The following is a 19,943-nucleotide window of genomic DNA, read 5'->3' as shown; positions in this document are numbered from 1 at the left end:
GTCGGTGTTTTCCGGCGAGCGGTGAGGAGGCCGGTGTCCCACGATGTCGTCCCTCCGGTGGAGGGCACGGTGCACCCGACAGGCGACGCTGACGGCTCGGTGACCGACCGGAAGAGCAACCCGCCGGCCCGTGTGACGGGTGCCGTCGACGGCGCCGTTGCCGAGGCCGTCGACGCCGGCGCGCCCGTGGCGCCGCTGCCGACCGTCGGCGAAGCTTCGCCGACCGGAGGTTTCGCCCTCTCCAACGCGCCGACCGGCCGTCGGGTGCGGGCCCGGCTGGCCCGGTTCAACGCGCCCTGGCAGAGTTCGCAGGTCAGCGAGGTGCTGGAGCCGCTGATCTCCACCCACCGGGAGAACCATCCCAAGGCCGACGCGCGGCTGCTGCAGCGCGCCTTCGACACCGCTGCCCGCTGGCACTCCGGTCAGTACCGCAAGTCCGGCGACCCGTACATCACCCACCCGCTGGCCGTGGCCACCATCCTGGGCAACCTGGGCATGGACACCACCACCCTGGTCGCCGCGCTGCTGCACGACACGATCGAGGACACCGAGTACACCCTCGACCAGATGCGCGCGGACTTCGGCCCGGAGGTCACCCTGCTGGTCGACGGGGTGACCAAGCTCGACAAGGTCAAGCTCGGCGACGCGGCCAAGGCGGAGACCATCCGCAAGATGGTCGTGGCGATGGCCAAGGACCCGCGGGTCCTGGTGATCAAGCTGGCCGACCGGCTGCACAACATGCGCACCCTGACCTTCCTGCCCCGCCCGAAGCAGGAGCAGAAGGCCAAGGAGACGCTGGAGATCCTCGCCCCGCTGGCGCACCGCCTCGGTATGAACACGATCAAGTGGGAGCTGGAGGACCTCGCCTTCGGCACGCTGTTCCCGAAGCGGTACGAGGAGATCAACCGCCTGATCGGGGAGCACCAGCCGCAGCGCGAGGCGCTGCTGCGCCAGGTGACCCAGAAGGTGCAGACCGACCTGAAGGCCGCCAAGATCAAGGCGGAGACCACCGGCCGGCCGAAGCACCTCTACTCGATCTACCAGAAGATGATCGTGCGGGGTCGCGACTTCAACGACATCTACGACCTGGTGGGTGTGCGGATCCTGGTCGACACGGTGCGGGACTGCTACGCGGCGCTGGGGGTCATCCACGCCAACTGGCAGCCGGTGCCGGGCCGGTTCAAGGACTACATCGCCATGCCCAAGTTCAACATGTACCAGTCGTTGCACACGACGGTCATCGGGCCCACCGGCAAGCCGGTGGAGATGCAGATCCGCACCTACGCGATGCACCGCACCGCCGAGTTCGGCATCGCCGCGCACTGGAAGTACAAGGAGCACAAGGGCACCCAGATCGTCGGCCCGCCGGCGCACATCGACGAGATGACCTGGCTGCGCCAGCTGCTGGACTGGCAGCGGGAGGCGGCGGACCCGAGCGAGTTCCTCGACGCCCTGCGCTTCGACCTGTCCAGCCAGGAGGTGTACGTCTTCACCCCGAAGGGTGACGTCATCCCGCTGCCGACCGGCTCGACGCCGGTGGACTTCGCGTACGCGGTGCACACCGAGGTCGGGCACAAGTGCATCGGGGCGCGGGTCAACGGCAAGCTGGTGCCGCTGGAGTCGACGCTGTCCAACGGCGACGTGATCGAGATCTTCACCTCGAAGTCCGATACGGCCGGCCCGACGCAGGACTGGCTGGGCTTCGTCAAGAGCCCCCGGGCCCGCACCAAGATCCGCCAGTACTTCAACAAGGAGCGGCGCGAGGAGGCGATCGAGGCCGGCAAGGACGCGATCGTCAAGGCGATGCGCAAGCAGGGCATGCCGTTGCAGCGGATGCTCACCTCGGACGCGCTGATGGCGATCGCCCGGGACCTGCACCTGGCCGACGTCGCCTCGCTCTACGCGGCGGTCGGCGACAGCCAGGTCTCCGCCCAGTCGGTGGTGCAGAAGCTGATGGCCACCTACGGGGGCGAGGAGGGCGCGGCGGAGGACATCGCCGAGACCGCCGTCGCCACCCGGCCGCCGCGCAGCCGGCAGAGCAGCGCGGACCCGGGCGTCGTGGTCCGGGGCGTCAGCGACGTCTGGATCAAGCTGGCCCGCTGCTGCACCCCGGTGCCGCCGGACGCGGTCTTCGGCTTCGTCACCCGCTCCGGCGGGGTGAGCGTGCACCGCGACGACTGCGCCAACGCCGAGGACCTGCGGGCGCAGAGCGAGCGGGTGGTCGAGGTCAGCTGGAAGCTCACCTCCGCCTCGACGTTCCTGGTCGCCATCCAGGTCGAGGCGCTGGACCGGCACAAGCTGCTCGCCGACGTCACCCGGGTGCTCTCCGACGAGCGGGTCAACATCCTCTCCGCCACCGTCACCACCACCCGCGACCGGGTGGCGGTGAGCCGGTTCAGCTTCGAGATGGCCGACCCGAAGCACCTGGGCCACCTGCTGGCCGCGGTGCGCAAGGTCGACGGCGTCTTCGACGCGTACCGGGTCACCTCGGGGGCCTGAGGCAGCAACGACAAGCGCCCGCCGGCTCGGCCGGCGGGCGCTTCGTCGTACGGGTGGGTCAGCCCTGGATGTCGCTCATCGCCAGCTTGGTGATGACGACCTCCTTCTTGGGGTGGCCGCCGCCGGCCTGCTGGGCGAAGGCCTTGTCGTCGCCGGCCGCCGCGACCTGCTTGACCAGGTCCATGCCGCCGGTGACGGTGCCGAGCACCGTGTAGTTCGGGTCGAGCTGCGAGTCGCCGTAGACGATGAAGAACTGGCTGCCGGTGCTGCCCGGCTGGCCCGAGTTGGCCATCGCGATGACGCCGTCCGGGTAGGCGGGGCGCTTGTCGGTCGGCAGGTTCTCCTCGGCCAGGTTGTACGCCGGGCCGCCGGTGCCGTCGGTCTCCCGCCAGCCCTTGCCGGTCGCGCTCGGGTCGCCGCACTGGAGCACCTTGATGCCCTCGGTGACCAGCCGGTGGCACTTGCTGTTGTCGAAGAAGCCCTTGCTGGCCAGGTGGGTGAAGCTGCCCGCGGTGCAGGGCACCGCCGCACGGTCGATCTTGGCGGTGATCGGGCCCAGGTTGGTGTCGATCGTCATCGTCTGGGTGCCGGTGTTCTTCTGCTGGGCCGGCGGCAGTCCGACGTCCTTGATCTGCGGGGTCCGGCCCTCCTTCGGCGCTTCGGTGTACGCGCACTGGGCGTAGCCCGGGGTGCCGCCCGCGGTGTCCTGCTTCGTGTCGTCGTCACCGCCGAGGGTCGTCGCCAGCCAGACGCTGCCGGCGACCACGAGCAGCAGGACCGCAGCGGCCCCGACGATCGCCTGCGTCTGCCGGCGCTTGCGGGCCCTGGCCGCGCGCTCGGCCATCTCCCGCTCGAGCCGGGCCCGCGCCGCCGCGCGCTGCCGCTCTCTCGTGGACGTCACGGTCACTCCTCCTGGACTATGTGGCGCGGTCGCCGCCGCGTACGGGTGGTGTGGTCCGGCTCAGCCGGCGCTGGGGCTGGCCGACGGGGCGCCGGAAGCCGGGCTCGTCGGGGCCGCCGCCGTGCTCGGCTCGCCGACCGTGAGCTTCTGGAGCAGCACGTCGGTCTTCGGCTTGACCTTGGCCCCGGTCCCATTGTCCACGGTCGGCAGGGCGCCGATCTTCTCGATCACGTCGAGCCCGCCGGTGACCCGGCCGATGACCGGGTAGGTCGGCTTGGCCGGGTTGAAGTCCTTGAAGAAGACGAGGAACTGGCTGCCGTTGTTGCCCGGCGGGTTCCCGATCATGGCGATCGTGCCCTTCGGGTACGCCGGCGGCTCGCCGGGGGCCGGGCTGGCCGACGGGCTCGCCTCGGGCACGGTGGGGACGTTCTCGTCGTAGAACGAGTACGTCGGGCCGCCCAGGCCGGTGCCGCTGGGGTCGCCGCAGCGCAGCGCCCCCTCGGTGGTGATCTCGTGGCACGTGGTGTTGTCGTAGAACGACCGGGTCGCCAGGTGGGCGATGCTCGCCGCGGCGCACGGCGCGCCGGCGAGGTCGAGCTCGGCCGTGATCGGGCCGCCCTGGTTGGTGTTGATCGTCATCGGCCGGCTGCCCGAGGTGGGCAGGCCGCTGGTGGCCGGGGTGCCGACGTCCTTGAGGTTGGTGTTCGCGGCGGCGTCCTGCGGCGTCCAGAGGCAGACGTCCTGGGCGGCCTGCTGCTTCGGGTCGCGGTCGAAGGCGCCCAGCGCCCAGGCGGAGCCGACCACGATCAGCGCCAGCACGACCGCGACGCCCACGCCGGCCTGGATCTGCCGGCGCCGTCGGGTCGCGGCGGCCCGCCGGGCCAGCTGCCGGTCGAGCTTCTCCCGTGCCAGCTTGCGCTGCCGGTCCCTGCTGGAAGCCACTCGTGCTCCCCTTCCTCTGCCCTGGTCGTCACCGGCGGTCGGGCCGCTCGCGTCCCCGTGAAGCAGGTGCGCCACGCCACACGCCCGCCAGAGTGTACGGGTAGCCGCTGGGAAAGTGGTGTACGAGGTCGGGGCTGGGTTTATCGGAGTGCGTCACTGTGCCGGGCGGGGTGTGCGGGACGGGTGGGTCACGGATATCGGTTCGCCGTGGCGGCTAGGCTGCGGAGGGAACGACGTACCGACGGAAGGGGAGCGGACGTGCTCGTGGCCGGCTTTCCCGCGGACGCCTTCGGCACCAACTGCTACGTGGTGGCGACCGCTCCGGGGGAGCAGTGCGTGGTGGTCGACCCCGGCATCGGGGTGCTCGACCGGCTCGACGCCGTGCTCGCCGAACACCGTCTGCACCCGGCCGCGGTGCTGCTCACCCACGGCCACCTCGACCACACCTTCTCGGTGGCGCCGGTCTGCGGCGCGCGTGGCATCCCCGCGTACGTCCACCCGGACGACCGGGAACTGCTCGCCGACCCGGCCAAGGGGCTCTCCGCGGACCTCGCCCAGCTCTTCGGCGGCCGGCTGCCGTACACCGAGCCGGACGACGTGGCCGAGCTAACCGACGGCGGGACGCTGGCGCTGGCCGGGTTGGAGATCACCGTCGACCACGCGCCCGGCCATACCGGCGGGTCGGTGCTGTTCCGGCTGCCCGGCGCCGGCTCGCCCTGGGAGGCCGAGCAGATCTGCCTCTCCGGTGACGTGCTCTTCGCCGGCTCGATCGGCCGCACCGACCTGCCGGGCGGCAGCATGCCCCGGATGCTGACCAGCCTGCGGGAGAAGGTCCTTCCGCTGGCGGACGACACGGTCGTCCTGCCCGGCCACGGCCCCGCGACCACCATCGGCCGCGAGCGCGCGACCAACCCGTACCTCGCCGAGGTGGCGGGGGACGGCGCCGCGCGCCCGGCCGCACCCGCCCGCGGCCTGTAGCCGCGCCCACGACCTCCCCGCGCCGCCGCGCGCGGGACGCAAGGAGTACGCCATGAGCAAGCCCACGCCCATCTCCGGCTTCCCGGAGTGGACGCCCGGCCAGCGGATGATCGAGCAGTTCGTGCTCGACCGGATCCGCGCCACCTTCGAGCTGTACGGCTTCGCGCCGCTGGAGACCCGCTCGGTCGAGCCGCTGGACCAGTTGCTGCGCAAGGGGGAGACCTCGAAGGAGGTCTACGTGCTGCGCCGGTTGCAGGCCGTGGTCGACGACCCGGCCGGCGACGACGCGCTCGGCCTGCACTTCGACCTGACCGTGCCGTTCGCCCGGTACGTGCTGGAGAACGCCGGCAAGCTGCAGTTCCCGTTCCGCCGCTACCAGATCCAGAAGGTGTGGCGGGGCGAGCGCCCGCAGGAGGGCCGCTACCGCGAGTTCCTCCAGGCCGACATCGACATCGTCGACCGGGACACCCTGCCCGCGCACCACGAGGCGGAGATGCCGCTGGTCATCGGCGACGCGCTGCGCTCGCTGCCGATCCCGCCGGTGCGCATCCAGGTCAACAACCGCAAGATCTGCGAGGGCTTCTACCGGGGTGTCGGGCTGACCGACCCGGAGGCGGCGCTGCGCGCGGTCGACAAGCTCGACAAGATCGGGCCGGCCCGGGTCGCCGAGCTGCTGGCCGAGACGGCCGGGGCGAGCGAGGCGCAGGCCAAGGCGTGCCTGGCGCTGGCCGAGATCTCCGCGCCGGACGCCTCGTTCGCCGACGCGGTGCGCGCCCTCGGGGTGAGCGACCCGCTGCTCGACGAGGGGATCGAGGAGCTGGTCGCGGTGGTGGAGACCGCCGCCGCGCACTCGCCGGGGCTCTGCGTGGCCGACCTGCGCATCGCCCGCGGCCTCGACTACTACACCGGCACCGTCTACGAGACGCAGATGATCGGCTACGAGCGGTTCGGTTCGATCTGCTCCGGCGGTCGCTACGACAACCTGGCCAGCTCCGGGGCGGTCCGGTTCCCCGGGGTGGGCATCTCGATCGGGGTGACCCGGCTGCTCGGGCTGCTCTTCGGCGCCGACGCGCTCTCGGTCTCCCGGGCCGTGCCGACCTGCGTCCTGGTCGCGGTCACCAGCGAGGACGCGCGGCCGGCCAGCAACCGGGTCGCCGAGGCGCTGCGCTCCCGCGGGGTGCCGACCGAGGTGTCGCCGAGCGCGGCGAAGTTCGGCAAGCAGATCCGGTACGCCGAGCGGCGCGGCATCCCGTACGTCTGGTTCCCGGGCGCGGAGGGGGCGTCGGACGAGGTGAAGGACATCCGGTCCGGCGAGCAGATCCCCGCTGCGGCGGGGGAGTGGACGCCGCCCCGGGAGGACCTCAAACCGCTGGTCAGCTGAGGTACTACTCGCGCGTAGGCTCGCGGGGCCCTACGGTAGCGTAAGTTACGCCACCGTAGGGAGATCCGCATGAGCACCGCCCCGCTGAGTCAGACCGCCCTGCTCCTCGAACTCGAAGCCGTGGTGGAGAAGAACCTCGACCGCCACCTGTCGATCGCCAAGGAGTGGTTCCCGCACGAGTACGTCCCGTGGAGCGAGGGACGCACGTTCGACGGGCCGCTCGGCGGCGAGCCATGGTCGGAGTCGGACTCGACGATTCCCGACGTGGCCCGCACCGCGCTGATCGTCAACCTGCTGACCGAGGACAACCTGCCCTCGTACCACCACGAGATCGCCAGCCTCTTCGGCCGGGACGGGGCGTGGGGCACCTGGGTGCACCGGTGGACCGCCGAGGAGGGTCGGCACGGCACCGCGATCCGGGACTACCTGACGGTGACCCGGGCGGTGGACCCGGTCGCCCTGGAACGGGCCCGGATGACCCACATGTCGGCCGGCTACGAGAACGTGCACGGCGACGAGGTGCTGCACTCGCTGGCGTACGTGTCGTTCCAGGAGCTGGCCACCCGCATCTCGCACCGCAACACCGGCCGGGTCACCGGCGACCCGGCCTGCGAGGCGTTGCTGGCCCGGGTGGCCGCCGACGAGAACCTGCACATGGTCTTCTACCGCAACCTGCTCGGCGCGGCCTTCGAACTGGCCCCGAGCCAGGCGATGCGCGCGGTCGCCGACGTGGTGGCCGACTTCCAGATGCCCGGCGTCGGCATCGAGGGCTTCGCCCGCAAGTCGGTGGCGATCGCCCTGGCCGGCATCTACGACCTGCGCCAGCACCGCGACGACGTGGTGCAGCCGGTGCTGCGCCAGTGGGACGTCTTCAACGTCACCGGCCTGGACGCCGACGGCGAGGCCGCCCGCGACCAGATCGCCGGTCACCTCGACGACCTGGAGCGGGCCGCGTCCCGCTTCGAGGAGAAGCGCGCCGCCCGCGAGGCCCGCCTCGCCACCCGCGCCTGACGCCCCCCGCCCCCCCGGCCCCCCCGCCCCGCCCACGTCACCCGCCTCGCCGTGGCCGCTCTTTCAGAGAAAGCGTGGCCATGGCGGGCAAAATAGCCACGCTTTCTCTGAAAGTGCCCGCTCGGCGCGGGTGGTGGGTGGGTGGTCAGGCGGGGGTGTCGAGGGGAAAGAGCAGGCAGCTCGACGTGGCGTGGGCGATGAGGCGGCCCCGGGCGTCGGTCAGGCGGGCCTCGGCCAGGGCGGTGCGCCTGCCCCGTTGCAGGACGGTGCCCTCGCACCGCAGCATGCCGCTGGCGACGGTCACCGGGCGCAGGAACTTCACGTTCAGGTCCAGCGAGGTGTAGCCGACGCCGGCGGGCAGCGTGGTGTGCACTGCGCACGCGGCGGCGGTGTCCAGCAGGGTGGAGATGACCCCGCCGTGCACGGTGCCGAGCGGGTTGTAGTGGAACTCCTGCGGGACCAGCTCGACCGCGACCCGGCCCTCGTCGGCCTCCATCCGGGCCATGTCGATCAGGTGCATGATCGGCGGCGCGGCGAGCTCGCCGGCGATCATCGCGCGGAGCAGCTCCAGGCCGCTGCGGCGGCCCACGTGCGCGGCGCCGGCCACCGGGTCGGACCAGGAGAAGGTACGGCTGCGCGCCGGGTCCTGCGTCTGAGTCATGGACTCAGCCTGGCAGCGCGTTGCTGAGTCTGTCAATCAGACCTAGCCTGGTGGACATGAGACCCGCGGCACTGGACTGGTCGGTGGAGAACTGCACCATCGCCCGGGCGATGGCGATCCTCGGCGAACGGTGGACCCTGGTGGTGCTCCGCGAGGTCTTCAACGGCGTCCGTCGCTTCGACGACATGCGCGTCCGTACCGGCATCCCCCGGCAGGTGCTGACCACCCGGCTGGCCACCCTGGTCGAGCAGGGCGTGCTGCGTCGCGAGCCGTACCGGGAGCCGGGCAGCCGGCTGCGCCACGAGTACCGGCTGACCGAGAAGGGCCTCGACCTGTGGCCGGTGCTGGTGGCGGTGCTCGGCTGGGGGGACCGTTACCTGGCCGACCCGGAGGGCCCCCCGCTCGGCGTCGGGCACCGCGACTGCGGGGCGGAGGTCCGGGTCGAGCTGCACTGCGCCGAGGGGCACGAGGTGGCCGACCCGCGCGATGTGCTGCCCCGGCCGGGCCCGGGCGCCCGCCGCCGCGTCGACTGACCCGGCGCCGGGCGGCGTCCCTTCGGGCCCGCCTCGGGCTCGCGTCGGGCCCGCGTCGGGCGCGCCTCGGCGCGCGGACGGCCGGGCCGCCCGCGCGCCGCGACACCGGTGCTACCAGCCGAAGCCGTTGGCGTACGAGACGCTGGCCAGCACCGCCTGGCCGCTGGTGTTGGGGTGGAAGTAGTCCCAGGTGGAGACCTGGCTCAGCGCGAACGGGTAGTTGAACACCGCGTTGTCGTCGAAGTCGCAGTTCGGGCCGTACGCGGCGCAGGCCTGGGCGAGCTGGGTGTTGAAGTCGACCACCCGTTGCCGGACCCGGGTCCGGCGGTCGACGTCGGCCTGTGCGGTGGAGGTCGGGTTGGCCAGCATCGACTGGCAGATGCCGAAGGCCGACCAGGCGGTCCGGGCGCTGCCGCTGCCCTTGCCGACCTGCCAGAGCCGCTGGATGTCCGGGATGCTGATCAGCAGGACCCTGGCGTTGGGCAGCCCCGCCTTGAGCCGGGCGAGCGCGCTGTCGATGTTGGCCCGGTAGGTGGCCACCGGGGTCATCGTCGACTCCGAGCTGGTGCAGGCGTCGTTGGCGCCGATCAGCATCGTGACGTACCCGACGCCCTGGCTGACTGCGGTGCCGGCCTGGCCGTACATGTCGGCGGACTTGGCGCCGCTGCGGGCGTCGTTGAGGTTGCGGCCCTGGATGTTCGGGTTGACCGCGCGGATACGCAGGTAGTGGCTGTTCACCGTGGAGTTGTCGCCGGTGCTGAACGACCGTGAGGTGCAGTCGACGTACCAGCCGCAGGCGTTGAAGCCGCGGGTGATGGAGTCGCCGAGGCTGGCCATCGCGCTGGGCGGCGGGCCGGGATCGGCGACGGCGGGGGTAGCGGCGAGCAGGACGAGGGCGGTGGCGCCGGCGAGAGCCGCCAGCGCGCGTCGGGCGAGGGTCATGGTGGCCTCCGGATCACGGGTGCCGGCGTGCTGCGGTGGCCAGATCGTATAGACGACTTTCTGTGTCCACAATGTTGCTTCGGCGTTACAACGGGCGGCGGGGTGAATTCGGGCAAAGCCCTGTCTTGCGCACGATCTTAAATATGTGAATACTTCAGTCACTCGGCCGGTTTCCCCAGGTCGGCCGGGTTGTCCCCGGGCGCGTCGACGTGACGCGACCCGTCACCCCCTTCCGGAGGTTGTTACATGCGACCCACGAGGTCATCGCTCCGCCACGTCGCCGCCGTCGCCATGGCCGGCACCCTGGTCACCGGCGCGCTGCTCGGCGCCCCCGCGCAGGCGGCACCCGCCTCGCCCGCCTCCCCCGACGCCGCGGCCGGTCTGGCCGACCGCCTCGGCGACCGCGCCGCCGGCACGTACGCCGACGCCAGCGGCACCATGGTCGTCGCCGTCACCGACGCCGCCGCCGCCCGTCAGGTCCGCGCGGCCGGCGCCACCCCGAAGCTCGTCACCCGGGGCGCCGCCACCCTGCAGGCCGCCACCGCCGAACTGGAGCGGTCCGCGAAGATCCCGGGCACCGCCTGGTGGACCGACCCCGCCACCAACCAGGTCGTGGTCTCGGTCGACAGCACCGTCACCGGCGCCAAGCTGGACAAGGTCAAGGCCGCCGCCGCCCGCACCGGGGGCGCGGTCCGGATCGAGGCCGAGGCCGGCGTGCTGAGCACCCGGATCTCCGGCGGCAACGCGATCTACGCCGGCGGGGGCGGTCGCTGCTCGCTCGGCTTCAACGTGCGCAACAGCGCCGGCACCCAGTTCTTCATCACCGCCGGTCACTGCACGAACATCTCGGCCAGCTGGTACAGCAACTCTGCGCAGACCAGCTACCTGGGCGCGCGGACCGGCACCAGCTTCCCGGGCAACGACTACGGGATCGTGCAGTACAACAGCAGCGTCTCCCGCCCGGGTAACGTCTACCTCTACAACGGCAGCTACCAGGACATCACCGCCGCCGGCAACGCGTTCGTCGGCCAGAGCGTCCGGCGCAGCGGCAGCACCACCGGCCTGCGCAGCGGCTCGGTGACCGCCCTCAACGCCACGGTCAACTACGCCGAGGGCAGCGTCTCCGGCCTGATCCGTACCAACGTGTGCGCCGAGCCGGGCGACAGCGGCGGCTCGCTCTTCGCCGGCAGCACCGCGCTGGGCCTCACCTCCGGCGGCAGCGGCAACTGCTCCTCCGGCGGCACCACCTACTTCCAGCCGGTCCCCGAGGTGCTGAGCCGCTACGGCGTCAGCGTCTACTGATCGACCCCTCGGGAGCGGGCCGCCGGGCGACCGGCGGCCCGCTTCGCGTACCGGCCGCCGGGCTCAGCGCGGTGCGGGTGCGCCACCTGCCGTCCGCCGGGTGAGCGCCAGCACCACCAGCAGCGGGCAGAGCGCCTCCGCTCCGGCGGCCACCCGCTCGGCCAGCCCGATCCGGGCGCCGCCGGTGGTCAGCTCCACCACGAACCAGCCGACCAGGGCCAGCAGCAGTGCTGCGGCGGCCGTACCCCGGCGGGCGGTCAGGGCGGTGGCGCCGGCGGGCGCGCGGCGCCGGTGCGCGGCGAGAGCCGGCCAGAGCGCGAGCGCGCCGAACGCCACCGCCGCGCCGAGGCCGTGCGCGGTGGACGACCCCTGCTGCGCCGGCAGCGGAAAGGTCGCCACGGCGAGGGTGGCGAGCCCGCCGAGGGCGAGCAGCAGCCGGCCGGCGGGACGCAGCGGTCGCAGCCCGGCCGCGGTCAGGCAGTGGCACAACCCCAGCCCCAGCAGGCCGACCGTCATGACCCAGCGATCCGTGGCGTCCCGGGCCGCCAGCGCGCTGATGGTGCCGGCGACCTGGTCGAAGCCGCCGGGCTGGCGCGCCGCCGCCAGGGTCCAGCCGCCGACCAGCAGGACCGGGGCGGCGGCGGAGGAGAGCAGGGCCCAACGGGGTACGACGCGCACCCGGCACACCGTACGCGGGCCGCACCGCGACCGCCGGTGCCGCCGGTGGTGGCAACCGCGCCCGGTGGCATCGGGGGACCGGGCTGCCTGACAGAATGCGGAGGGCAAGAGGTGTACCGCAGATGAGGAGACGCAAGTCGTGATCCGTACCCATGACGCCGGCAGCCTGCGCGCGACGGACGCCGGCACCACGGTGACGCTCGCCGGGTGGGTGGCCCGCCGGCGCGACCACGGCGGTGTCATCTTCGTCGACCTGCGCGACAGCTCCGGCGTGGTCCAGGTGGTGTTCCGCGAGGAGGATGCGCACGCGCTGCGCAACGAGTTCTGCGTCCGGGTCACCGGCGAGGTGACCCGCCGGCCCGAGGGCAACGAGAACCCGGAGCTGCCCACCGGCGAGATCGAGGTGACCGCCGCCGAGCTGGAGGTGCTCTCCGAGGCGGCCCCGCTGCCGCTGCCGGTCGACGACCAGGTCGAGGCCGGCGACGACATCCGGCTCAAGTACCGCTACCTGGACCTGCGGCGCAGCGGCCCGGCGAACGCGATGCGGCTGCGCTCGCGCGCCAACCAGCTCGCCCGGGGTGTGCTGCACGAGCGGGACTTCCTGGAGATCGAGACCCCCACGCTGACCCGGTCCACCCCCGAGGGTGCCCGCGACTTCCTGGTGCCGGTCCGGCTCCAGCCCGGCAGCTGGTACGCGCTGCCGCAGTCGCCGCAGCTGTTCAAGCAGCTGCTGATGGTCGGCGGCATGGAGCGGTACTACCAGATCGCCCGCTGCTACCGCGACGAGGACTTCCGCGCCGACCGGCAGCCGGAGTTCACCCAGCTCGACATCGAGATGTCCTTCGTCACCGAGGACGACGTGATCGACCTCGGCGAGGCGATCGTGTCGGCGCTCTGGAAGGACCTGGCCGGGCACGAGATCTCCCGGCCGATCCCGCGGATCACCTGGCACGACGCGATGGCCCGGTACGGCTCCGACAAGCCGGACCTGCGCTACGGCGTCGAGCTGACCGAGCTGACCGACTACCTGCGCGGCACCGAGTTCCGGGTCTTCGCCGGCGCCATCGACGCCGGCGGGTACGTCGGCGCGGTGGTCATGCCGGGCGGCGCCGCGCAGAGCCGCAAGGAGCTGGACGGCTGGCAGGACTGGGCGAAGGCGCGCGGCGCGCGGGGCCTGGCGTACGTGGTGCTCGACGCCGAGACCGGCGAGGCGCGCGGCCCGGTGGCGAAGAACCTCTCCGCCGAGCACCTGGGCGGGCTCGCCGACGCGGTCGGTGCCAAGCCGGGCGACGCGGTCTTCTTCGCCGCCAGCGCCAACACCCGCGAGGCGCAGGAACTGCTCGGCGCGGCCCGGATCGAGATCGCCAAGCGGGCCGGCCTGATCGACGAGAGCGCCTGGGCGTTCTGCTGGGTGGTCGACGCGCCGATGTTCGAGCGCACTGACGAGGGCGGCTGGACGGCCGTGCACCACCCGTTCACCTCCCCGAACGCCGAGTGGGTGGACCGCTTCGAGGAGGCGCCGGACCGGGCGCTGGCCTACGCGTACGACATCGTCTGCAACGGCAACGAGATCGGTGGCGGCTCGATCCGTATCCACCGGGGCGACGTGCAGAAGCGGGTCTTCGACCTGCTCGGCATCACCCCGGAGGAGGCGCAGGACAAGTTCGGCTTCCTGCTGGAGGCGTTCAAGTACGGCGCCCCGCCGCACGGCGGCATCGCGTTCGGCTGGGACCGGGTCTGCATGCTGCTGGCCGGCGCGGACTCCATCCGCGAGGTCATCGCCTTCCCGAAGACCCGGGGCGGCTTCGACCCGCTGACCGGCGCGCCGACGCCGATCACCGCCCAGCAGCGCACCGAGGCCGGCATCGACGCCAAGCCCAAGGCGCCGACGGGCGTGCACGCCGGCACCGCCGGCCCGGCCGCCCCGGTGGCCGACCCGGTCTGACCCGACCCCCGTCACCGAGAGGTCCGCGCCATGATGGCGTGGACCTCTCGGTCGTTTCGTCGCCTGGGCGGGCGACGGTCGGCGGGGCCGGGGAGACGGGGGACGCGATGACGCTGCTCGTGGTGGGAGCCGGTGGCTTCCTGGGCGGGGAGATCTGCCGGCGCGCGGTCGCGGCGGGCCGGCCGGTGGTGGGGACCTGGCACGCCAACCCGGTCGCGCTGCCCGGTCTGGCGACCCGGCAGCTCGACGTGACCGAGCGGGAGGCGGTGCGCCGGCTGGTCGCGGCGGTCCGGCCGACCGCCGTGGTCGGCACCCCCTACCGGTACGACGACTGGGCGGTCACCGCCGACGGCGCGGCGCACATCGCGTCCGCGGCGGCCGAGGCGGGGGCGCGGCTGGTGCACCTGTCCAGCGACGCGCTGCACGCCGGGCGCCCGACGCCCTACCTGGACGACGACCCGCCCACCCCGATCCACCCGTACGGAGCGGCGAAGGCGGCGGCGGAGACCGCCGTGCGGGCGATCGACCCGAGCGCCGTGCTGGTGCGGACCTCGCTGATCGTGGGGGAGGGGAGCAAGCAGATCCAGCTCTGTCGGGACGCGCTCGCCGGCCGGGCCACCCTCTTCACCGACGAGCTGCGCTGCCCGGTCGACGTCACCGACCTGGCCGACGCCGTCCTCGAACTGGTCGACGGCGACTACGCCGGCCCGCTCAACGTCGCCGGTCCGGAGGCGGTCAGCCGGGCTGGGCTCGGGTTGCTGGTGGCCCGCCGCCTCGGGCTGGACCCGGCCGGCATGAAGACCACCAGGGGCACGGAGGCCGGGCTGGTCCGCCCCACCGACGTACGGCTGGACAGCTCGCGCGCCGCCGCGCTGCTGCGCACCCGGCTGCGCGGCGTCACCGAACTCCTCGCGGCCTGACCCCGACCCGCTCCCATCCCGCTCACGCACACTTTCTCTGCATAACTATTGTGCAGAGAAAGTGTGCACAGATATTGTGCAGTCATGGGGAACGACGAGAACGCCGCGACACCACGTGAGGTCCGGCTCGACCACCGGCAGGTCCGGGTGCTGGCGCACCCGCTGCGGATGCGACTGCTCGGCGCGCTGCGCACGAAGGGGCCCGCCACCGCCACGGCGCTGGCCGAGCTGCTCGACACCAACACCGGCGCGACCAGCTACCACCTGCGCCAGCTCGCCGAGGTCGGCCTGGTCGCCGAGGACCCCGACCGGGGCAGCGGGCGGCAGCGCTGGTGGCAGGCCGCGCACGACGTCACCAGCTGGGAGCCGACCGACTTCGACGACGACCCGGACGCCCGGGCGGCCATCCAGTGGATCCACGGCGACCAGGTACGCCTGCTGGTCGAGCGGGCCGAGCAGTGGCTGGCCGTCGAGCACGAGTGGTCGCCGGCCTGGCGGGACGCCTTCGGCATGGGCGACATCTTCATGGTCATCCCGCCGGACCGGATGGAGGCGCTGAAGGCCGAGGTGTGGCAGGTCATGCAGCGGTACCACGACGAGGCGGACCCGGCCGCGCCGGGCGCCGAGCCGGTGCACCTCTTCCTCGCCGGCTACCCGATGCTGGAGGGCCGGCGGTGAGCGTCCTGTCCGTACGCCAGGTCCGGTTCCGCTACCTCACTCTCTACGGCCTGCGCTGGCTGCCCACCGGTCTGATGATCCCGGTGATGATCCTGCTGATGCAGGAGCGCGGCCTGTCGCTGTCCGAGATCGGCCTGGTCTCCATCGCGCAGGGGCTGGTGGTGCTCGCGCTGGAACTGCCCACCGGCGGCCTGGCCGACGCCCTCGGCCGTAAGCCCGTCCTGGTCGCCGCCTGGACGCTGAGCCTGGTCTCGCTCGGGCTCTTCGCGGTGGCCGACTCCTTCGCGCTGTTCTTCCTGGTCTGGGCCTTGCAGGGCGTCTACCGGGCGCTCGACAGCGGCCCCCTGGAGTCCTGGTACGTCGACGCCACCCTCGCCGCCGACCCGAAGGCCGAGTACGAGGCCGGCCTCGGCTTCGCCGGCACCGTCGCCGGCGTGACCATCGCGGCCGGGGCGCTGCTCAGCGGTGGCCTGATCGCCCTCGGCCCGGTCGGGCCGGTCAGCGCCCTCACCGTGCCGGTCCTGGTCGCCATCGCCCTCCAGGCGGTGGCCCTGGCGGCCCTGCTGCTCCTGCTGGTCGAGACCGGCCCGGCCAAGGGCGCCGGCGCGCTGCGCGCCTCCATGGTCGAGGCGCCCCGGATGGTGGGCCAGGCCTTCGGCCTGCTGCGCCGCTCCCGGGTGCTGCTCGCCCTGGTCGCCGTCGAGCTGTTCTGGGGCTTCGGCATGGTGACGTTCGAGTCGCTGCTGCCGGTCCGCCTCGCCGAGGTGGTCGGAAATCCCGAGCGCGCGGCGGCGCTGCTCGGGCCGGCCAGTTCGGCGGCGTGGCTCGCCTCGGCGGCGGGCGCGGCGCTGACCCCGCTGCTGCTGCGCTGGCTGGGCGCCGCGCCGAGCGCCGCGCTGCTGCGGATCGTCCAGGGCGTGACCGTGGTCGGGATGGGGCTGTTCGCCGGCCCGGTCGGCGTGCTGGTCGCCTACCTGGCCTGCTACACCGTGCACGGCGCCTCGAACCCACTGCACACGGGCCTGCTGCACCGGCAGGTCGACGGGCCGTACCGGACCAGCGTGATCTCGCTGAACTCGATGGTCGGGCAGCCCGGCTTCGCCATCGGCGCGGTGCTGCTCACCTTCCTCGCCGACACCCGCAGCGTCACCACGGCCATGGTGGTGGGTGGCGTGGTGCTGGCCGTGGCCGCCCCGCTCTATCTGCCGGCCTGGCGTGCCGGGCGCACGGCAGCCGCGACGACGGACTCCGGCCCGGCCGGGTCGACGGCCGGGTCGAGCGGGGTCGGTCCCACCGCCGAGCCCGCTGTGGTCGGGCCGACCGCCGATTTCGGCCCGGTGGCCGGCGGTGGGGCACCGGTCCCGGCGGCCGGATCCGGGGGCGGGGAGGCGGCGCCCGTCCGCTGACCGGTCGCCGCGCCAGCCGCGGTCGCGGCGGACCTCCGTCCGAGCCTGATACCTCAGAGGCATCTTGATACCGCTGAGGTATCAGGCCGATCGGGGCGGCCGCCTCCAGCGCGGACCGGGGCGGCCGTCTCCAGTGCCGACCGGAGCGGCGGGCCGCCGGCGCGCCGGTTCAGGCCAGGTGCACCGAACTGCGGGCGAGGGTGCCGGTGAAGCCGAGCCGCCGGTAGAGCCGGATCGCCCCCACGTTGTCGGTGTAGACGCCGAGCGCCACGTGGTCGTAGCGGGCGGCCAGCGCCCGGGTCATCCCGGCGGTCAGGGCCGCGCCGAGGCCCCGGCCCCGCCGGTCCGGCGCCACGGTCAGCCCGGCCAGGAAGCCGACGTCGCCCCGGCTGCGGTCCGCGCCGCAGGCGACGAGCCGGTCGCCGTCGCGGATGCCGTACCAGTCGACGATGCGCGGGTCGCCGGGGCGCGAGGTGGTGCTGGGGAAGGATGCCTCGATCAGCCCGCTCAGCGCCGGGTGGTCGGCCTCGCCGAGGCGTACCACCCGGTCCTCCTCGGGCTGGCGCGGCGGGGCGGTGGTGGTCCAGAGGAAGTCCCACTCGTCGTGCCGGGCCACGGTCATCCGACCGGCGAGGGCTTCCGGGCTGGTCCGGGGCAGGTGCAGCCACTGCCCGGCACCGACCGCGCCGGTCGCGACGAGGTCGGTGAAGACCTCCACCGCCGGCCCCGGCGCCCCGATCGCGCCGCCCGCCGGGCCCGGCCCGGACGACAGCAGCCAGACCACCGCGCCGTCGCGCCGCCAGCCGCGGGGCTCCGCGCCCCGCCACAGCGCGTGCCGTGCGTACGGGTGGTGGTCGGTGGCGGCGAGGAGGGCCGCGCGGCCCGCCAACTCCTGGTCGGCCATGATCACTCGCCCAGCCTAGAACGCGGCCCGGCGCAGCTCGTTCCACGGTGGAGATTGACGAGCCGACCGATTGGGTACATCCCGCCCCGACCTACTGGGAACCCCCACCGGAGGACAACGATGCTCGCCATTCTCGCCGCGATCGTATTCGGCTTCGCGCTGCTGATCGACCTGCTGGACACCAACTTCGGCGCCCCCGACCTCTTCAATGTGCACACCCTGCTGATGCTGGGCCTGCTGCTGCTCTCCCTCTACCTCGCCGGGGTGGGCCGCGGCCCGGGCGGTGGCGGCGGCGGCCGCTGGTACCGCGGTCGGCGGCCGGGTCGCGGCTGACCGCAACGGATCAGGACGGGCTCGGCCCGCGGCGCGATTCCGGCGCAGCGGACCGAGCCCGGTACTGTCTTCGTGATGGACTCCGACGCCCTCTTCTCCCTCGGTGAACCCGCCGCGGCGCCCAGCGCCCCCGCGGGTCCGAGCGGTGTCGACGGCTTCACGGCGGTCGGGGAGGATTCGCCCCTGCCCGTCCGGATGCGTCCCGCCAGCATCGACGAGCTGGTCGGGCAGGACCACCTGCTCGCGCCCGGTGCGCCGCTGCGCCAGCTGGTCGGCGGCGGGGCCCCGATGTCGGTCATCCTCTGGGGGCCGCCGGGCAGCGGCAAGACCACCATCGCGCACCTGGTGGCCCGGGCCACCGACCGCCGGTTCGTCGCCATGTCGGCGCTCTCCGCCGGGGTCAAGGACGTCCGGGCGGTCATCGAGACCGCCCGCCGGCAGCGCCGCGCCGGCGGACCGCAGACCGTGCTCTTCATCGACGAGGTGCACCGGTTCAGCAAGACCCAGCAGGACTCCCTGCTCGCCGCGGTGGAGGACCGGACGGTCACCCTGCTCGCGGCGACCACGGAGAATCCGTACTTCTCGGTCATCTCCCCGCTGCTGTCGCGCTGCGTGCTGCTCACCCTCCAGCCGCTGGACGACGCGGCCGTGCGCGGCCTGCTGCGCCGCGCGGTCGCCGACCAGCGCGGCCTGGGCGGCGCGCTCACCCTCGACACCGAGGCCGAGGACCACCTGGTACGCCTCGCCGGCGGCGACGTCCGCAAGGCGCTGACCGCGCTGGAGGCCGCAGCGGCCTCGGCGGTGGCCACCGGCACCGACCGGATCGACCTGGCCACCACCGAGCAGGCGGTCGACGTGGCGGCGGTCCGCTACGACCGGGACGGCGACGCCCACTACGACGTGACCAGCGCCCTCATCAAGAGCATGCGCGGCTCGGACGTGGACGCGGCGCTGCACTGGCTGGCCCGGATGCTGGTCGCCGGCGAGGACGCCCGGTTCATCGCCCGCCGGTTGGTGATCTTCGCCAGCGAGGACGTCGGGATGGCCGATCCGACCGCGCTGGGCGTGGCCACCGCCGCCGCCCACGCCGTGGAGTACGTCGGCCTGCCCGAGGCCCAGCTCAACCTGGCCCAGGCGGTGATCCACCTGGCCACCGCCCCGAAGTCGAACTCGGCCACCACCGCCATCGGCGCGGCCATCGCCGACGTGCGCGCCGGCCGGGGAGGCCCGGTGCCGCGCGGACTGCGCGACGCCCACTACGCCGGCGCGCGGGGGCTCGGGCACGGCACGGGATACCGCTACCCGCACGACGACCAGCGCGGAGTGGTCACTCAGCAGTACGCTCCCGACGATCTCGTCGGGACCGACTACTACCGGCCCAGCGGGCACGGTGCGGAGCGGTCGGTGGCCGCCCGGCTGCCGCTGCTGCGCCGGATCGTCCGGGGGCTGTCCGCCCCGGCGCCGCGCCCCGACGAACCGACGCCGGTGGCGGTCAACGGCCGCCACCCGTCGGGTACGGGGCACGCCGGTGGGGCGGATGAAGACGGCGACGCCGTCGTCGGGGAGGGTCAGCAGTGACATCGCGTGGTGGGGAGCGACCGGAGGACGGTCCCGACGAGCGGCGTGACTCCCGCGCCAAGGGACGCCGCTGGGGCCGGGGCCGGGCCGAGGAGCCGCCGCCGGAGCCGGCCGGCGAGGAGTTCGGCTGGATCGACGACCTGCGTAGCGCCAAGCAGCAGCGGGGCGAGCTCGGCCCGGACGGTGAGCCACCCCGCCCGACGCCGCCCGCGCCCGCCGGCGGCCGTGGCCCGGCCACGCCGCCCGCCGGTCCCCGGCCGGGGCCGGTCGTACCCAGCCCGGACGGCCCGCCGCCCGCCCGCGGGCCGCGGGCCGACGCGCCACCGCCCGGCCGTGCCGCCGCGCCGCGCC

The 19,943-nt window shown here is 73.5% G+C and carries 18 protein-coding genes and 1 pseudogene; 13 read left to right on the top strand and 6 right to left on the bottom strand.

What is annotated here, in order from left to right:
• Positions 1-57: 57 nt before the first annotated feature.
• Positions 58-2,499 (top strand): RelA/SpoT family protein, encoded by a 2,442-nt coding sequence (locus ACTMS9_RS15395; protein ID WP_441149237.1) that lies wholly within the window; start codon positions 58-60, stop codon positions 2,497-2,499.
• Between the two features lie 58 nt (positions 2,500-2,557).
• Here the strand turns inward: ACTMS9_RS15395 and ACTMS9_RS15390 are convergent, their stop codons facing one another.
• The gene (locus ACTMS9_RS15390) at positions 2,558-3,400 is read right to left on the bottom strand and encodes a peptidylprolyl isomerase (protein WP_441165274.1); all 843 of its coding nucleotides are present in this window, start codon (positions 3,398-3,400) and stop codon (positions 2,558-2,560) included.
• Between the two features lie 60 nt (positions 3,401-3,460).
• Complete coding sequence (locus ACTMS9_RS15385) at positions 3,461-4,342, bottom strand: peptidylprolyl isomerase (protein ID WP_441165273.1); 882 nt, start codon at positions 4,340-4,342, stop codon at positions 3,461-3,463.
• 258 nt (positions 4,343-4,600) lie between these two features.
• On the opposite strand from ACTMS9_RS15385, the gene ACTMS9_RS15380 reads away from it, so the two are divergent.
• From ACTMS9_RS15380 to ACTMS9_RS15370, 3 genes are all read left to right on the top strand, one after another.
• Positions 4,601-5,320, top strand: coding sequence for an MBL fold metallo-hydrolase (locus ACTMS9_RS15380; RefSeq protein WP_441165272.1), 720 nt, complete (start codon positions 4,601-4,603; stop codon positions 5,318-5,320).
• A gap of 52 nt (positions 5,321-5,372) precedes the next feature.
• A complete protein-coding gene (gene hisS / locus ACTMS9_RS15375; RefSeq protein WP_441165271.1) occupies positions 5,373-6,701 on the top strand; it encodes a histidine--tRNA ligase in 1,329 nt (442 codons plus the stop codon).
• Between the two features lie 69 nt (positions 6,702-6,770).
• Entirely contained in the window at positions 6,771-7,712 is a 942-nt protein-coding gene (locus ACTMS9_RS15370; protein WP_088962766.1) for an acyl-ACP desaturase, read from the top strand.
• A 145-nt stretch (positions 7,713-7,857) separates the two neighbouring features.
• Here the strand turns inward: ACTMS9_RS15370 and ACTMS9_RS15365 are convergent, their stop codons facing one another.
• Positions 7,858-8,373 carry a PaaI family thioesterase gene (locus ACTMS9_RS15365; RefSeq protein WP_441149153.1) on the bottom strand — a complete coding sequence of 172 codons (516 nt, stop codon included), beginning with the start codon at positions 8,371-8,373 and terminating at the stop codon, positions 7,858-7,860.
• A gap of 56 nt (positions 8,374-8,429) precedes the next feature.
• On the opposite strand from ACTMS9_RS15365, the gene ACTMS9_RS15360 reads away from it, so the two are divergent.
• Positions 8,430-8,906, top strand: a complete 477-nt coding sequence (locus ACTMS9_RS15360; protein ID WP_441149154.1) for a winged helix-turn-helix transcriptional regulator — start codon at positions 8,430-8,432, stop codon at positions 8,904-8,906.
• A gap of 111 nt (positions 8,907-9,017) precedes the next feature.
• Here the strand turns inward: ACTMS9_RS15360 and ACTMS9_RS15355 are convergent, their stop codons facing one another.
• The gene (locus ACTMS9_RS15355) at positions 9,018-9,848 is read right to left on the bottom strand and encodes an SGNH/GDSL hydrolase family protein (protein ID WP_441149155.1); all 831 of its coding nucleotides are present in this window, start codon (positions 9,846-9,848) and stop codon (positions 9,018-9,020) included.
• A gap of 246 nt (positions 9,849-10,094) precedes the next feature.
• On the opposite strand from ACTMS9_RS15355, the gene ACTMS9_RS15350 reads away from it, so the two are divergent.
• Positions 10,095-11,150, top strand: a complete 1,056-nt coding sequence (locus ACTMS9_RS15350) for a S1 family peptidase (RefSeq protein ID WP_441165270.1) — start codon at positions 10,095-10,097, stop codon at positions 11,148-11,150.
• A 63-nt stretch (positions 11,151-11,213) separates the two neighbouring features.
• Here ACTMS9_RS15350 and ACTMS9_RS15345 read toward each other — a convergent pair whose 3' ends face one another.
• Positions 11,214-11,828 carry a DUF998 domain-containing protein gene (locus ACTMS9_RS15345; RefSeq protein WP_441149157.1) on the bottom strand — a complete coding sequence of 205 codons (615 nt, stop codon included), beginning with the start codon at positions 11,826-11,828 and terminating at the stop codon, positions 11,214-11,216.
• Positions 11,829-11,967: 139 nt separating this feature from the next.
• Here ACTMS9_RS15345 and aspS point away from each other — a divergent pair, with 139 nt between their 5' ends.
• From aspS to ACTMS9_RS15325, 4 genes are all read left to right on the top strand, one after another.
• Complete coding sequence (gene aspS / locus ACTMS9_RS15340; protein ID WP_441165269.1) at positions 11,968-13,773, top strand: aspartate--tRNA ligase; 1,806 nt, start codon at positions 11,968-11,970, stop codon at positions 13,771-13,773.
• A gap of 107 nt (positions 13,774-13,880) precedes the next feature.
• Positions 13,881-14,693, top strand: a complete 813-nt coding sequence (locus ACTMS9_RS15335; protein WP_441165268.1) for a sugar nucleotide-binding protein — start codon at positions 13,881-13,883, stop codon at positions 14,691-14,693.
• Between the two features lie 84 nt (positions 14,694-14,777).
• Positions 14,778-15,371 carry an ArsR/SmtB family transcription factor gene (locus ACTMS9_RS15330; protein WP_280837129.1) on the top strand — a complete coding sequence of 198 codons (594 nt, stop codon included), beginning with the start codon at positions 14,778-14,780 and terminating at the stop codon, positions 15,369-15,371.
• Positions 15,368-16,777 carry an MFS transporter gene (locus ACTMS9_RS15325; RefSeq protein WP_441165267.1) on the top strand — a complete coding sequence of 470 codons (1,410 nt, stop codon included), beginning with the start codon at positions 15,368-15,370 and terminating at the stop codon, positions 16,775-16,777. Before ACTMS9_RS15330 ends, ACTMS9_RS15325 begins: the two co-directional genes overlap by 4 nt.
• Before the next feature lie 169 nt (positions 16,778-16,946).
• On the opposite strand, the gene ACTMS9_RS15320 is transcribed toward ACTMS9_RS15325, so the two are convergent.
• Complete coding sequence (locus ACTMS9_RS15320) at positions 16,947-17,681, bottom strand: GNAT family N-acetyltransferase (RefSeq protein ID WP_441149238.1); 735 nt, start codon at positions 17,679-17,681, stop codon at positions 16,947-16,949.
• A gap of 120 nt (positions 17,682-17,801) precedes the next feature.
• On the opposite strand from ACTMS9_RS15320, the gene ACTMS9_RS15315 reads away from it, so the two are divergent.
• The 3 genes and pseudogenes from ACTMS9_RS15315 to ACTMS9_RS15305 form a co-directional block, all read left to right on the top strand.
• On the top strand, positions 17,802-18,014 hold the full coding sequence (locus tag ACTMS9_RS15315) for a hypothetical protein (protein ID WP_088962756.1): 213 nt from the start codon (positions 17,802-17,804) through the stop codon (positions 18,012-18,014).
• A gap of 75 nt (positions 18,015-18,089) precedes the next feature.
• On the top strand, positions 18,090-19,592 hold the full coding sequence (locus ACTMS9_RS15310; protein ID WP_441149162.1) for a replication-associated recombination protein A: 1,503 nt from the start codon (positions 18,090-18,092) through the stop codon (positions 19,590-19,592).
• A pseudogene (locus tag ACTMS9_RS15305) lies at positions 19,589-19,943 on the top strand (hypothetical protein); the annotation flags it as partial. The gene ACTMS9_RS15310 and the pseudogene ACTMS9_RS15305, both read left to right, overlap by 4 nt.

The sequence above is a fragment of the Micromonospora sp. L31 genome, from assembly GCF_052068075.1.
Classification (GTDB): Bacteria; Actinomycetota; Actinomycetes; order Mycobacteriales; family Micromonosporaceae; genus Micromonospora; species Micromonospora purpureochromogenes.
The sequence above is the reverse complement of the archived record's forward strand: the minus strand, read 5'-3'. Positions and strand labels throughout refer to the sequence as shown.